This window comes from Enterobacter cloacae complex sp. P27C (genome assembly GCF_014895705.1).
GTDB classification, from domain to species: domain Bacteria; phylum Pseudomonadota; class Gammaproteobacteria; order Enterobacterales; family Enterobacteriaceae; genus Enterobacter; species Enterobacter bugandensis.
In genome coordinates, this window is sequence record NZ_JADBQB010000004.1 from 483,985 (window position 1) to 498,442 (window position 14,458).

Here is a 14,458-nt window from a genome sequence, read left to right on the forward strand (position 1 = left end):
TATCTCATGAACCTACGACGTATCGTTAACTCTTTTCTGCCACCGGTACTGCTTGTGCTGGCGGGGGCATTTTGCCATTCAGCCAGGGCAGATTGTACCTTCAACGGCAGCGCTGACGCGGATGCCGTGGTGACGTTCCAGCTTCCTCCGGTCATTATTGTCGCCCCCGACACGCCCGTCGGCACCGTGCTTTATGACGCCAGCGTCGAGAGTAAAGCGGTAACGGTGGATTGTAGCGGTGACGCGCAAATTCGACGCGGGTATTTGTACCTCGCGGATGCGGATGCGCGCGAAGGTGTGATGAGCGGGGTTTATCAGACCAACGTGCCTGGTATTGGCATCCGCGCGGCGTCGTCGACCGAACGGCTTCCCGGTTACACTGAACAGGATTTAGTCCGGCCCATGCAATTTCTGGGATCGATCCACGGTTATTCGCAAAGTACATCTGTATTTCGCGCCGCTGCCCAGCTGGTCGTCACGGGCGCTATCCAGGAGGGCGATCTTGATACCTCACGGTTAACCTCAATGGATATCCTGGGCAACGCGCCGATCGGTGAAATGCGCTTCTCTCCCACCACTATTCGCATCACCACAAATACCTGTAACCTGGTCGATCGCAACATCTATGTGCCGCTGAAAACGGTCAATACCCAGGACTTTAGCGGCCAATATTCTGACATCCTCACGGACGACAGCTTTAAGATTGAGATCACCGACTGCGCGGCAGGCACAAAGGTGGATTATCAGTTTACCAGCGCGGGCTCAACGGGCGTCACGAAAGGCAATATTTTGGGGATCGCCTCCGGAGATTCCGCCGCTGAAGGCGTCGGCATTCAGATCCTTGACCAGAATGATACGGTGCTGCAGTTCGATCGGAACTATACGGCGATAACTGGCGCGCAGGACAACGTTCCTGTCGAGATCCCACTCAAGGCTCGCTACGTCAGGACGGGGGAGATAAAAGCCGGCAAAGTCGATTCTGTCGCGACGTTCGAGCTCTTTTACCGTTGATTCATCCTGCCCGCTCTGGCGGGCTAAGGATCATTTCACTAACTTCGTTAACCCTCTCTTTTCATCTGGTTAATTCTTAAACCCTTAAATCTTGTAGGGCCGCTTACTGCTTGCTATGCATCCAGCGTTTCGCATATTATTCTGCGGTCATAATAATAATTCTCGTTTACGTTATCATTCACTTTTCCATCAGAGATAAACATGGCGCTTTCCAATACTGCTCAGCCAATTAACACGTCGCTGCGTAAAGTCGCGGTTGTCGTAGCCACAGCGGTTGCCGGCATGTCTGCATTTGCTCACGCTGCCGAAACCCCGAAAAAAGAAGATACTATTACCGTTACCGCTGCACCTGCTGCACAGGAAAGTGCCTGGGGACCAGCTGCGACTATCGCCGCCCGCCAATCTGCGACCGGTACCAAAACAGACACCCCAATTCAAAAGGTTCCACAGTCTATTTCTGTGGTGACGGCCGAAGAGATGGCGCTGCACCAGCCGCGTTCGGTTAAAGAAGCCCTGAGCTACACGCCGGGCGTTGCGGTGGGCACGCGTGGTGCGTCCAACACCTATGATTATCTGGTTATTCGCGGTTTCGCGGCCGATGGCCAGAGCCAGAACAACTACCTCGACGGCATGAAGATGCAGGGCAACTTCTATAACGACGCGGTGATAGACCCGTACATGCTGGAGCGCGCCGAAATCATGCGCGGTCCGGTTTCCGTTCTGTACGGTAAAAGCAGCCCGGGCGGCCTGCTGAACATGGTAAGTAAGCGCCCAACAACCGAGCCGCTGAAAGAGATCCAGTTTAAAGTGGGTACCGACAGCCTGTTCCAGACAGGCTTTGACTTCAGCGATGCGATCGACGATGAGGGTGTCTATTCATACCGCCTGACGGGCGTTGCGCGCTCGAACAATTCGCAGCAGGAAGATAAGGGCGAGCAGCGTTATGCCATCGCGCCATCCTTCTCCTGGCGTCCGGATGATAAAACCACCTTCACGTTCCTCTCCTACTTCCAGAACGAGCCTGAAACGGGCTACTACGGCTGGCTGCCAAAAGAGGGGACGGTTGACCCGCTGCCAAACGGCGATCGTCTGCCGACTAACTTCAATGAAGGCGCGAAGAACAACACCTATTCCCGTAACCAGAAAATGGTGGGATACAGCTTCGACCACGAATTCAACGATACTTTCACCGTGCGTCAGAATCTGCGCTTTGCCGAGAACAAAACCTCGCAAAACAGCGTTTACGGCTACGGCATGTGTTCCGATCCGCTCTATTCGAGTAATCCGGCATCCAGCCCTTGCGCGAGCATTCCTCAGTCACAATGGGGGCATACGCTGACTCGCCAGTATGTGATCGATGACGAGAAGCTGCAAAACTTCACCGTTGATACGCAGCTTCAGAGCAAGTTCGCGACGGGGGCTCTCGACCATACTCTGTTGACAGGCGTTGATTTCATGCGCATGCGTAATGACATTAACTCCTGGTTCGGCTACGCCGGCTCCGTTGCGCCATCCGATATTTACGATCTCGATCGTGGCGATTTCGATTTCGGTTCACACCCTGGACCATCTGGTGCTTACCAGGTGCTGAACAAGCAGAAGCAGACCGGCGTTTACGCTCAGGATCAGATCGAATGGGATAAAGTGCTGGTGACACTGGGCGGCCGTTACGATTGGGCCGATCAGGAGTCCTACAACCGCGTATTAAATACCACCGCCAAGCGTGATGATACTCAGTTCACCTGGCGTGGCGGCGTTAACTACCTGTTCGACAACGGGGTAACTCCTTATTTCAGCTACAGCGAATCCTTTGAACCGGCTTCCCTGACCGACGCTCAAGGTAAACCATTCTCACCGTCTAAAGGCAAACAGTACGAAGCGGGCGTGAAATACGTGCCTAACGATCGTCCGATCGTGATCACCGGTGCAGTGTATCAGCTGACCAAAACCAACAACCTGATGGCTGACCCAACTGGCTCACCCTTCTCCGTTGAAGGCGGCGAGATCCGCGCCCGTGGCGTAGAGCTGGAAGCCAAAGCGGCGTTATCTGCCAGCGTGAACGTTGTCGGTTCTTATACCTATACCGATGCGGAATACACCACCGACACCAACTACAAAGGCAACACGCCGGCGCAGGTGCCAAAACATATGGCATCCCTGTGGGGTGATTACACGATGTTTGACGGCCCACTGTCTGGCCTGACGCTGGGTACCGGCGTGCGTTATACCGGCTCCAGCAAAGGTGACCCGGCGAATAGCTTCACTGTTGGAAGCTATACACTGGTTGATGCACTGGTCAGATACGATCTGGCGCGTGTAGGCATGGCCGGATCAAACGTCGCGCTTCACGTGAACAACCTGTTCGATCGTGAGTACGTTGCCAGCTGCTTCAACACCTACGGTTGCTTCTGGGGTGCTGAACGCCAGGTTGTCGCCACCGCGACCTTCCGCTTCTAACCTCTTTATGGGCACGGTTCGCCGTGCCCTTTTTATTTAAGTTGGCTGACATGCAGGATAATAAAACGCAATCCGACACCACCTTTACGCTCAATAATCTCTCCTTTCGCGTACCCGGGCGCACCCTGCTGCATCCGCTCTCTCTGTCGTTCCCTGCCGGTAAAGTGACGGGCCTGATTGGCCACAACGGTTCCGGTAAATCCACGCTGCTCAAGATGCTGGGACGCCACCAGCCACCTTCTGAAGGGGATATTCTGCTGGACGATCGGCCGCTGGAGGGCTGGAGCAGTAAAGCCTTTGCCCGCAAGGTGGCCTACTTGCCGCAGCAGCTGCCGCAGGCGGAAGGGATGACGGTGCGTGAACTGGTAGCGATTGGCCGCTATCCGTGGCACGGGGCGCTTGGCCGCTTCGGCGTCGCCGACCGGGAGAAAGTAGAGGAGGCGATTGCGCTGGTAGGGCTAAAACCGCTGGCGCATCGCCTGGTGGATAGTCTGTCCGGCGGTGAACGTCAGCGGGCGTGGATTGCGATGCTGGTGGCGCAGGACAGCCGCTGCCTGCTGCTGGATGAACCGACCTCTGCGCTGGATATCGCCCATCAGGTCGACGTGCTGGCGCTGGTGCATCGCTTAAGCCAGCAGCGCGGCCTGACGGTGATTGCCGTTCTGCATGACATCAATATGGCGGCGCGCTATTGCGACTATCTGGTGGCGCTGCGCGGCGGTGAAATGATCGCTCAGGGCACGCCGTCTGAGCTGATGCGCAGCGAAACGCTGGAACATATTTACGGTATTCCGATGGGTATTTTGCCTCACCCTGCCGGGGCAGCTCCCGTGAGCTTTGTCTACTGATGCTGGATTCAACATACATTAGCCGCCGTCGCCTGCTGACGGCCATGGCGCTCTCGCCGCTGCTGTTGAAGATGGCCCCGGCCCGCGCCGCCGCTATCGACCCGCACCGCATCGTGGCGCTGGAGTGGTTACCCGTCGAGCTGATGATGGCCCTGGGTATCACGCCCTACGGTGTGGCCGACATTCCCAACTACACCCTGTGGGTGAATGAGCCAAAACTGCCGGACTCGGTCATCGACATCGGTCTGCGCACGGAGCCAAACCTTGAGCTTCTCACGCAGATGAAACCGTCTTATTTATTCTGGTCTGCGGGGTATGGCCCGTCGGAAGAGATCATGGCGAAGATTGCGCCGGGACGAGGCTTTTCCTTTAGCGACGGTAAAAAGCCGCTGACCATGGCAAAAAATTCCATCCACGAGATGGCCCAGTTCCTCAACCGGGAAGCGGAAGCAAAACAGCATCTCGATGAGTTTGATGCGCTGATTGAGTCTCTTAAGCCGCGCTTTGCGCACCGTGGCGATCGGCCTTTGCTGATGGTGACGCTGCTGGATGCCCGCCATATGCTGGTCTTTGGAAAGAACTGCCTGTTCCAGGAAGTGCTCGACAACTTCGGCATTCGCAACGCCTGGGAAGGCGAGATGACGTTCTGGGGAAGCACCGCCGTGGGCATCGACCGCCTGGCGGCGTTTCGCGACGTCGACGTGCTGTGCTTTGACCACGGCAACGAGCGTGAAATGCAAACCCTGATGGCGACCCCGCTCTGGCAGGCGATGCCGTTCGTGCGCGAGCAGCGCTTCCTGCGCGCCCCAGCGGTATGGTTTTACGGCGCGACGCTGTCGGCAATGCACTTTGCCCGCGTGCTGGACAACGTGATGGGGGGCAAAGCATGAGTACGCGTATTGCCCGTTTCCCGGCGCTGCTGCTGGGGCTGATTTTTCTGGCGGCGCTGGCGCTAACCGGGTTCAACCTCTCCACGGCACTGCCGCGCGAGCAGTGGGCGGCCGCGTTTGCCGCTCCGGATATCGACAATATTCAGCAGATGTTGTTCCACTACAGCCTGCTGCCGCGTCTTAGTATCTCCCTGCTGGTCGGGGCGGGGCTGGGACTGGTGGGCGTGTTGTTCCAGCAGGTGCTACGTAACCCGCTGGCGGAGCCAACCACGCTGGGCGTGGCGACGGGGGCACAGCTGGGGATCACCATCACCACCCTCTGGACGCTGCCGGGGGCATTAACCTCTCAGTTTGCCGCGCTGGCAGGCGCCTGCGTCGTGGGCGCGCTGGTCTTTGGCGTGGCCTGGGGAAAACGTCTCTCGCCGGTCACGCTGATCCTCGCCGGGCTGGTCGTCAGCCTCTACTGCGGTGCGATCAACCAGCTGCTGGTGCTGTTTCACCACGACCAGCTGCAAAGCATGTTTATGTGGAGCACCGGCACGCTCACCCAGACCGACTGGAGTATCGTCCAGCGCCTGTGGCCACAATTGTTTGGCGGCGTGGTGCTCACGCTGTTGCTGCTGCGCCCGCTCACTCTGATGGGGCTGGATGATGGCGTGGCGCGCAACCTGGGGCTGGCGCTGTCGCTGGCTCGTCTGGCGGCGCTCACGCTGGCGATTGTGTTAAGCGCTCTGCTGGTTAACGCGGTTGGCATCATCGGGTTTATCGGCCTCTTTGCGCCGCTGCTGGCGAAAATGCTCGGGGCGCGTCGCCTTCTGGCACGTCTGCTGCTGGCGCCGCTGATCGGGGCGCTGCTCCTCTGGCTTTCCGATCAGATCATTCTCTGGCTGGCGCGCGTCTGGATGGAAGTGTCTACCGGGTCGGCAACGGCGCTTATCGGTGCGCCGCTGCTGCTGTGGCTGCTCCCGCGTCTGCGCAGCATCAGCGCCCCAGCGATGGACGCGGGCGATAAGGTCTACGCTGAACGTCAGTCGGTGCTGTGGTTCAGCCTTGCCGGTCTGGCGGTGTTGCTTATCGCCTCGTTTGCCGCCCTCGCGTTTGGGCGCGATGCCGCAGGCTGGCACTGGGCAACGGGAGACTTACTCAACGAACTGCTGCAGTGGCGCTGGCCGCGTATTCTCTCCGCGCTGATTGCCGGGGTGATGCTGGCGGTGGCGGGCTGTATTATTCAGCGTCTGACCGGTAACCCGATGGCAAGCCCTGAAGTGCTGGGGATCAGCTCCGGCGCGGCCTTTGGCGTGGTGCTGATGCTCTTCCTGGTGCCGGGCAATGCGTTTGGCTGGCTGATGCCTGCCGGGAGTATCGGTGCGGCGGCCACGCTGATGATTATTCTGGTTGCCTCTGGCCGCGGCGGATTTTCTCCGCACCGCATGCTGTTGGCTGGTATGGCGCTCAGCACCGCCTTTACTATGCTACTGATGATGCTGCAGGCGAGCGGCGATCCGCGCATGGCGAAGATCCTGACCTGGATTTCCGGCTCAACGTACAACGCCACCTCCAGCCAGGTTGCCTGGTCAGGAAGCGTTATGATCGTGCTGCTGGCGATAGTACCGCTGTGCCGTCGCTGGATGACCATTCTGCCGCTGGGGGGCGAAACCGCGCGTGCGGTTGGCTTAGCGCTGACGCCAACGCGCGTCGCGCTTCTTCTGCTGGCGGCGTGTCTGACGGCAACCGCCACCATGACCATCGGTCCACTAAGCTTTGTAGGGTTGATGGCGCCGCATATCGCCAGAATGATGGGTTTCCGACGGACGATGCCACATATTGTGATGTCGGCCCTGACGGGCGGGGTCATTCTGGTGTTTGCCGACTGGTGTGGAAGGATGGTGCTGTTCCCGTATCAGATCCCGGCGGGCCTGTTGTCGACCTTTATCGGAGCGCCTTACTTTATCTATCTGTTGAGAAAGCAGAGTCGGTAGTCAGGTGCGGCCTGATACCCTCTCCCACGGGGAGAGGGAGAACATCGTTGGCCGGGTAAGCGTTAGCGCCACCCGGCAATGCCCTTAAAGCTTCGCAAACACCTTACGCGCCGCGTCGATGGTGTTATTGATATCTTCTTCGCTGTGCGCCACGGACATAAAGCCCGCTTCGAACGCGGACGGTGCCAGGTACACGCCTTCTTCCAGCATCAGGTGGAAGAAGCGCTTGAAGCGTTCAACGTCGCACTTCACCACGTCCTGATAGCGGGTCACGGTTTTCGCATCGGTGAAGAAAATCCCGAACATGCCGCCCACGTGGTTAACAACCAGCGGAATTCCCGCTTCTTCTGCGGCTTCCAGCAGACCGTTTGCCAGCTGCGTGGTGCGGTCCGTCAGGGTTTCATGAATACCCGGCTGCGCCACTTCGTTCAGACAGGCGAAGCCCGCAGCCATGGCAATTGGGTTACCGGAGAGCGTGCCCGCCTGGTAAACCGGGCCGGTTGGTGCCAGGGCTTCCATCACGTCCTTACGACCGCCGAAAGCACCGACCGGCATGCCGCCGCCGATGATTTTGCCGAGGCAGGTCAGGTCCGGCTCAACCTCATAATAAGACTGGGCGCCCGCCAGTGCCACGCGGAAGCCGGTCATCACTTCATCGATGATCAGCAGCGCGCCGAACTCATCGCACAGCGCGCGCAGGCCCGGCAGGAAGTCAGGCTGCGGTGGGATGCAGTTCATATTGCCCGCAACCGGTTCAACGATAATGCAGGCGATCTCCTGCGGATACTGCTCGAACGCCGCGCGAACGGTGTTCAGATCGTTGTAGGTGCAGGTCAGGGTGTGCTTCGCAAAATCAGCAGGTACGCCAGGCGAGTTTGGCTGGCCGAGGGTCAGCGCGCCGGAGCCCGCTTTCACCAGCAGGCAGTCCGCATGGCCGTGGTAGCAGCCTTCGAATTTGATGATTTTGTCGCGACCGGTAAAGCCGCGCGCCAGACGGATGGCACTCATGGTGGCTTCGGTACCGGAGTTCACCATACGCACCATGTCCATGGTCGGCACCAGTTCGGTAACCAGCTCCGCCATTTTCACTTCCATCTCGGTCGGCGCACCGAAGCTCAGGCCGCGCTGCGCGGCTTCGATGACCGCGTTACGAATGGCAGGATGGTTATGTCCGAGAACCATCGGCCCCCAGGAACCGACGTAATCGATATAGGCTTTGCCATCGACATCATACAGATACGCGCCGTTAGCACGTTCAATAAACAGCGGCGTGCCGCCCACGCCGGTAAAGGCGCGTACTGGCGAGTTCACGCCACCGGGGATTAGCTCGCGGGCTGCACTGTAGAGGTTTTCAGACTTGCTCATGGCGTCGTTCCTGGTTCGTATAAAATGATTAAGCACACTATTCTAAGTGATCCACAGAAGGTTATGAAATTTTTAGCCTGTTAATGCTTTAAGATTTGTTAAGTATTTTTCAGGCGTCGCAGGGAAGGTCTCTGGTAAAATCTTCGCGGCTTTTTGTATGACGAATAAGAACAGGACATGAAATCAGATTCCCCGTCTTTTGAAGAACAACAGTTTACGCGCGCCCAGCACCGAATCAGCATTCGGCGGCTGCTCAATCGCGATAAAACGCCGCTGGCGATCCTGCTGGCCGCTGCCGTGGTGGGTACCCTTGCAGGGCTGGTTGGCGTGGCGTTTGAAAAAGCGGTTAACGCCGTACTCAACTGGCGAGTGGGTACCGTAGCCGGTTTTGCCGATCGCGAATGGCTGGTCTGGGTAGCGGCATTCGGCCTGTCTGCGCTGTTTGCCATGGTGGGGTATTTTCTGGTGCGTAAATTCGCCCCGGAGGCGGGCGGGTCTGGCATCCCGGAAATTGAAGGCGCGCTGGAGGAGCTGCGCCCGGTGCGCTGGTGGCGGGTGATCCCGGTTAAGTTTATTGGCGGCATGGGGACGTTGGGCGCAGGGATGGTGCTCGGCCGGGAAGGGCCAACGGTGCAGCTGGGGGGGAACGTCGGCCGCATGGTGAGCGATCTGTTCCGCATGCGCAGCGCCGAGGCGCGCCATACGCTGCTGGCCACCGGTGCAGCGGCGGGGCTTTCTGCGGCGTTTAACGCGCCGCTGGCCGGTATTTTGTTCATCATCGAAGAGATGCGCGCGCAGTTCCGCTACAACCTGATCTCCATTAAAGCGGTGTTTACCGGCGTCATTATGTCGAGCATCGTCTTTCGCATCTTTAATGGCGAAGGGGCGGTGATTGAAGTCGGTAAACTGACCAACGCACCGGTTAACACCCTGTGGCTGTACCTGATCCTCGGCATGATTTTTGGTGTGGTGGGCCCGCTGTTTAACACCTTTATCTTACGCGCTCAGGATATGTTCCAGCGCGTTCACGGCGGCAATACCACGAAATGGGTGCTGATGGGCGGCCTGCTGGGCGGCATTTGTGGCGTGCTCGGCTTTATCGAACCGAATGCCGCGGGCGGCGGTTTCGGGCTGATTCCCATTGCCGCAGCCGGGAATTTCAGCGTGGGTTTGCTGCTGTTTATGTTTTTCTCCAGGGTCATTACGACGGTACTGTGCTTCTCCTCCGGCGCGCCCGGCGGAATTTTTGCCCCGATGCTGGCGCTGGGAACCTTGTTGGGCACCGCATTTGGTATGGCGGCTGAAGCGGGCTTTCCCGCCTATCACCTTGATGCAGGGACCTTTGCGGTAGCCGGGATGGGGGCGCTGCTGGCCGCCTCCCTGCGCGCGCCGTTAACCGGCATCGTGCTGGTGCTGGAGATGACGGATAATTACCAGCTCATTTTGCCAATGATCATTACCTGTCTCGGCGCGACACTATTAGCCCAATTCCTGGGTGGAAAACCGCTATACTCCACCATCCTCGCGCGTACCCTGGCAAAACAAGAGGCGGAGCGGGCCGCCACGCAGAATACTTGAATGAATTACCAGGGTATTAGATAATGACGAAAAGAATTGGGTGAATTTTACCCAATAGCAGTATTCATGGGAGCATAAGATGAGTGATGACGTAGCTGTGCCGCTGGAGTTTACCGAAGCAGCAGCCAATAAAGTGAAAACCCTGATTGCCGACGAAGACAATCCGGATCTGAAACTGCGTGTCTATATTACCGGTGGCGGCTGCAGCGGCTTCCAGTACGGTTTTACCTTTGACGATCAGGTGAACGACGGCGATATGACCATCGAGAAGCAAGGCGTCGCGCTGGTAGTTGACCCGATGAGCCTGCAGTATCTGGTGGGCGGTTCGGTGGATTACACCGAAGGTCTGGAAGGTTCGCGTTTTGTGGTGACCAACCCGAACGCAACAAGCACCTGCGGGTGTGGTTCTTCGTTCAGCATTTAAGCCTGAATGCGGATTGTAGGCCCGGTAAGCGAAGCGCCACCGGGCTTATAAACGACGCCTATCTTGAAGTTTCATCCAGCGCAAACGTCGGCAGCTTCAGGTGCCAGCGTATCGCCGCTAAACGTATCACCAGCGTCACGACCATCCCCAGCATCGCGGCGTTTTCCAGCGGAATTGCAAACGTGTAGTACGCGGTCGCGTGGACAATGCCGCCCGCAATACAGGCCGTTGCGTAAATTTCAGTACGCAGGATCATCGGCACCTCACGCGCCAGAATGTCGCGAATGATGCCGCCGCCCACGCCGGTTAACACGCCCATGCAGATCGCCACCATCGGGCCGGTACCCGCATTAAACGCCTTATTGACGCCAATACCGACAAACACGGCCAGACCCACGGCATCCAGCACCGGCAATATCCATTTGGGTAATCGGCGGGGCTGGCGAACCAGCACAATGGTTAACAGACAGGTGACCATCGCGACCACAAGATCGGTAGGATCTTTCACCCAAAACACCGGGCCATTTGCCAGCGCCATATCGCGGATTGTCCCGCCGCCAACGGCGGTCACCACGCCAAGCACCAGCACGCCAAACGGATCCATGCGTAGTTTTCCGGCGAGCAGGACGCCGGAGATAGCAAAAACGGCTGTACCAAGAATATCCAGCCAATAAACGAGCATCGTTAAATCCTCGAACGTATGTTAATGACCCTCTGCCAGGGCGGCACAGAGCTGTTTTGCGGCGAGGATAATACGCGGGCTGGCGCGTTCAAACCAGTCACCGTTGAGTGGGATCACCGGAATTTTTAGCTGGCTCTGCCAGAATTGTTTAATTTTAGGAATCTCGCCCGCATTTCCGACCACGACGATAGCCTGCGGCTGGCGCGCCAGAACCTGCTCACGGCTCACCTGAGGCCACGGTACCCGGCTGGCAGCAAAGATATTTTCACCGCCGCACACTTCCAGCACCTGGTTCTGAATCGAGCCTTTTCCGGTGGTAAACAGCGGCTGGCTGCCGAACTGCAGGAAGATGCGCTTTTTAACAGGCGTATCGTATTGGGCTTTCAGCGCGGCATAGTCGCTGAGCATCTGGTTCGCCGCACTCACGGCTTTTTGAGGCGCAGGGCTATAAGGGGCCAGGGCGCGCAGAGCCTGAGCGACCTGCTCAATACTTACCGCGTCAACCCACATGACCTTGATGCCAAGCGAGGTGAGCTGGTTAACCTGCCGCTCGGCGTTACCGCCGCGCCAGGCCAGCACGAGATCCGGCTTAAGCGCTACAATGCGCTCAAGGTTCATCCCTTGCCAGGTTGCCACTTGCTCAATGCCGGCCGCCTGTGGGGGGTAATCTGAAAAGCTGCTGACGCCAACGGGGGTGATCCCGGCGGCAAACGCCAGTTCGGTATTAGCGGGAGAGAGGGTAATCACACGCGGCGCGGCGAACAGCCACGCCGGTGTAAGCAGCAGCAGGGCGGCCAGCGCCCTGATAGACCGTTTAGCCACGCGCCAGGTTCTGTACCAGGCGTTCCACCATCACGGTGGACTGTTTTGCCGCAACGGCCAGGAACTCGTCGAAGCTGATGTGAGACTGCTGGTCTGCCACGTCAGAGATGGCGCGAACCACCACGAACGGTACGCTGAAATTATGGCAAACGTGCGCAATCGCGGTCGCTTCCATCTCTACGGCAACCGCCTGCGGGAAGTTATGACGGATTTTCGCCAGACCGACGGAGCCATTGATGAACGCATCACCGCTGACAATCAGGCCGCGTACCGCGTTGAGATTGAGCTCAGCAATGCAGGCTTCAGCCGCCGCAATCAGTTTATCGTCAGCTTTAAACCCTGCCGGGCAGCCCGGAAGCTGGCCATACTCGTAGCCGAACGCGGTGACGTCAGCATCGTGGTAACGCGCTTCGTCGGAGACAACGATATCGCCCACTTTCAGCGTCGGTGCCAGACCGCCTGCTGAGCCCGTGTTAATGATGACGTCCGGCTTGCAGCGCTCAAGCAGCAGGGTCGCACCCAGCGCAGCAGCCACTTTACCGATGCCTGATTTCAGCAGAGCCACCTCAACACCGTTCAGCTGTCCGGTGTAGATCTCACAACCCCCGAGAGAGAGGGTCTGACGGTTCTCAATTTTGTCACGCAGGAGCGTAACTTCTTCTTCCATTGCACCAATAATGCCGATTTTCATAGATTTACTCGCGATGTGCCTTGTTAAGAGGCATAGTCTATCATGCGGTTAAGGGGAAACGCATTCTCACGCGGGGGAGCACATGTCACCAATCGATTTTCGTACCAAAATTAACTGGCACCGACGTTTCCGTTCGCCGCAGGGCGAAAAGAGCGAACATGAGATCCTGCGTATCTTCGAAAGCGATCGCGGCAGGATTATTAACTCGCCCGCCATCCGGCGTCTGCAGCAAAAGACCCAGGTATTCCCGCTGGAGCGTAACGCGGCGGTGCGCACGCGCTTAACCCACTCCATGGAAGTGCAGCAAGTCGGGCGTTATATTGCCAAAGAGATTTTAAGCCGCCTCAAAGAGCAGCGTTTACTGGAAACCTATGGCCTGGATGAGTTGACGGGGCCCTTCGAGAGCATCGTTGAGATGGCCTGCCTGATGCATGACATCGGCAACCCGCCTTTTGGCCATTTTGGCGAGGCGGCTATTAATGACTGGTTTAAACAACGGCTTTATCCGTCGGATGCGGCAAGCCAGCCACTCAGCGATGACCGCTGCATCGTGCGCGATTTACGCCTGCGTGAAGGCGAAGAAGGGCTGAACGATCTGCGCCGCAAAGTGCGCCAGGATCTCTGTCACTTTGAGGGCAACGCGCAGGGGATCCGGCTGGTGCACTCCCTGATGCGCATGAACCTGACCTGGGCGCAGGTTGGCTGCATTTTGAAATATACGCGTCCCGCGTGGTGGATGGGGGAGACGCCCGCATCCCACAGCTATTTAATGAAAAAACCGGGCTATTACCTTTCCGAAGAGGCCTATATAGAACGGCTGCGTAAAGAACTTTCCCTGACGCCAAACGGCCGATTCCCATTGACGTGGATTATGGAAGCCGCCGACGATATTTCCTATTGCGTGGCTGACCTGGAAGATGCCGTTGAGAAAAGAATATTCAGCGTCGAGGAGCTTTATCAGCATCTTTATGCGGCATGGGGAACCCATGAAAAAGGATCGCTGTTTGCGCAGGTTGTCGAAAATGCCTGGGAAAAATCGCGCTCAAATACGTTGAGCCGCAGTACGGAAGATCAGTTCTTTATGTATTTGCGGGTCAATACATTAAATAAACTGGTGCCGTATGCCGCCTCGCGCTTTATTGATAATTTGCCGCAAATCTTTAGCGGGGAATTCAATCATGCGCTGCTGGAAGATGACAGCAGTTTCAGCCAACTCCTTGAGCTTTATAAACATGTGGCGATGCGGCATGTGTTCAGCCATCCTGATGTCGAGCAACTGGAACTGCAGGGATACCGTGTAATCAGTGGATTACTGGAAATTTATTCACCGTTGCTTCAGCTCTCCGTCGAGGAGTTTAGCGAGCTGGTGGAAAAAGAACGCGTGCGGCGAATTCCTATCGAATCCCGGCTTTATCAGAAACTTTCTACCCGCCATCGGCTGGCGTATGTCGAAGCGATGGGTAAGCTGGATCGCCACGCTCTGGAATGGCCGGTGATGGAATATTATTATCGCTGCCGTCTAATCCAGGACTATATCAGCGGCATGACCGATTTGTATGCCTGGGATGAATACCGCAAGCTCATGGCCGTGGAATAATTCCGGAGTTTTGTAAAGAAGGCCAATAAATTTTTACCTTTTCCATAAACTTATGGCCGGAACTAAGCGGTATAAAATGAATCTGAGTTACACAGCAATTTTGCGTTACCTGTA

At 57.3% G+C, this 14,458-nt stretch carries 12 protein-coding genes; 8 read left to right on the top strand and 4 right to left on the bottom strand.

Translation table 11 applies throughout. The features are described 5' to 3' along the window. The first annotated feature begins 6 nt into the window (after positions 1-6). From IM291_RS10935 to fhuB, 5 genes are all read left to right on the top strand, one after another. Positions 7-1,011 carry a fimbrial protein gene (locus IM291_RS10935; RefSeq protein ID WP_192986842.1) on the top strand — a complete coding sequence of 335 codons (1,005 nt, stop codon included), beginning with the start codon at positions 7-9 and terminating at the stop codon, positions 1,009-1,011. Positions 1,012-1,212: 201 nt separating this feature from the next. Continuing rightward, positions 1,213-3,468 (top strand): ferrichrome porin FhuA, encoded by a 2,256-nt coding sequence (fhuA, locus tag IM291_RS10940; RefSeq protein ID WP_192986843.1) that lies wholly within the window; start codon positions 1,213-1,215, stop codon positions 3,466-3,468. Positions 3,469-3,518: 50 nt separating this feature from the next. Further along, positions 3,519-4,316 (top strand): Fe3+-hydroxamate ABC transporter ATP-binding protein FhuC, encoded by a 798-nt coding sequence (gene fhuC, locus IM291_RS10945; protein WP_048961424.1) that lies wholly within the window; start codon positions 3,519-3,521, stop codon positions 4,314-4,316. Next, positions 4,316-5,206 carry a Fe(3+)-hydroxamate ABC transporter substrate-binding protein FhuD gene (fhuD, locus tag IM291_RS10950; protein ID WP_192986845.1) on the top strand — a complete coding sequence of 297 codons (891 nt, stop codon included), beginning with the start codon at positions 4,316-4,318 and terminating at the stop codon, positions 5,204-5,206. The genes fhuC and fhuD overlap by 1 nt, the downstream gene beginning before the upstream one ends. Continuing rightward, positions 5,203-7,185, top strand: coding sequence for a Fe(3+)-hydroxamate ABC transporter permease FhuB (fhuB, locus tag IM291_RS10955; RefSeq protein WP_192986847.1), 1,983 nt, complete (start codon positions 5,203-5,205; stop codon positions 7,183-7,185). The genes fhuD and fhuB overlap by 4 nt, the downstream gene beginning before the upstream one ends. An 84-nt stretch (positions 7,186-7,269) precedes the next feature. Here the strand turns inward: fhuB and hemL are convergent, their stop codons facing one another. Next, entirely contained in the window at positions 7,270-8,550 is a 1,281-nt protein-coding gene (gene hemL / locus IM291_RS10960; protein WP_192986849.1) for a glutamate-1-semialdehyde 2,1-aminomutase, read from the bottom strand. Positions 8,551-8,727: 177 nt separating this feature from the next. Between hemL and clcA the strand changes: the two genes are divergently transcribed. Together clcA and erpA are read left to right on the top strand one after the other, a co-directional pair. Further along, positions 8,728-10,128, top strand: a complete 1,401-nt coding sequence (gene clcA / locus IM291_RS10965; RefSeq protein ID WP_192986851.1) for a H(+)/Cl(-) exchange transporter ClcA — start codon at positions 8,728-8,730, stop codon at positions 10,126-10,128. A gap of 79 nt (positions 10,129-10,207) precedes the next feature. After that, positions 10,208-10,552, top strand: a complete 345-nt coding sequence (erpA, locus tag IM291_RS10970; RefSeq protein ID WP_008501923.1) for an iron-sulfur cluster insertion protein ErpA — start codon at positions 10,208-10,210, stop codon at positions 10,550-10,552. 58 nt (positions 10,553-10,610) lie between these two features. Here the strand turns inward: erpA and IM291_RS10975 are convergent, their stop codons facing one another. The 3 genes from IM291_RS10975 to mtnN are packed head-to-tail and all read right to left on the bottom strand — an operon-like array spanning position 10,611 to position 12,747. Next, positions 10,611-11,234 (bottom strand): TRIC cation channel family protein, encoded by a 624-nt coding sequence (locus IM291_RS10975; protein WP_023616579.1) that lies wholly within the window; start codon positions 11,232-11,234, stop codon positions 10,611-10,613. Between the two features lie 21 nt (positions 11,235-11,255). Beyond that, a complete protein-coding gene (gene btuF, locus IM291_RS10980; protein WP_192986853.1) occupies positions 11,256-12,056 on the bottom strand; it encodes a vitamin B12 ABC transporter substrate-binding protein BtuF in 801 nt (266 codons plus the stop codon). Further along, a complete protein-coding gene (gene mtnN / locus IM291_RS10985; protein ID WP_028015570.1) occupies positions 12,049-12,747 on the bottom strand; it encodes a 5'-methylthioadenosine/S-adenosylhomocysteine nucleosidase in 699 nt (232 codons plus the stop codon). Before mtnN ends, btuF begins: the two co-directional genes overlap by 8 nt. Before the next feature lie 82 nt (positions 12,748-12,829). On the opposite strand from mtnN, the gene dgt reads away from it, so the two are divergent. Further along, positions 12,830-14,344: a dGTPase gene (gene dgt, locus IM291_RS10990; protein WP_028015571.1), complete on the top strand. Its 1,515-nt coding sequence runs from the start codon at positions 12,830-12,832 to the stop codon at positions 14,342-14,344. Positions 14,345-14,458: the final 114 nt, after the last annotated feature.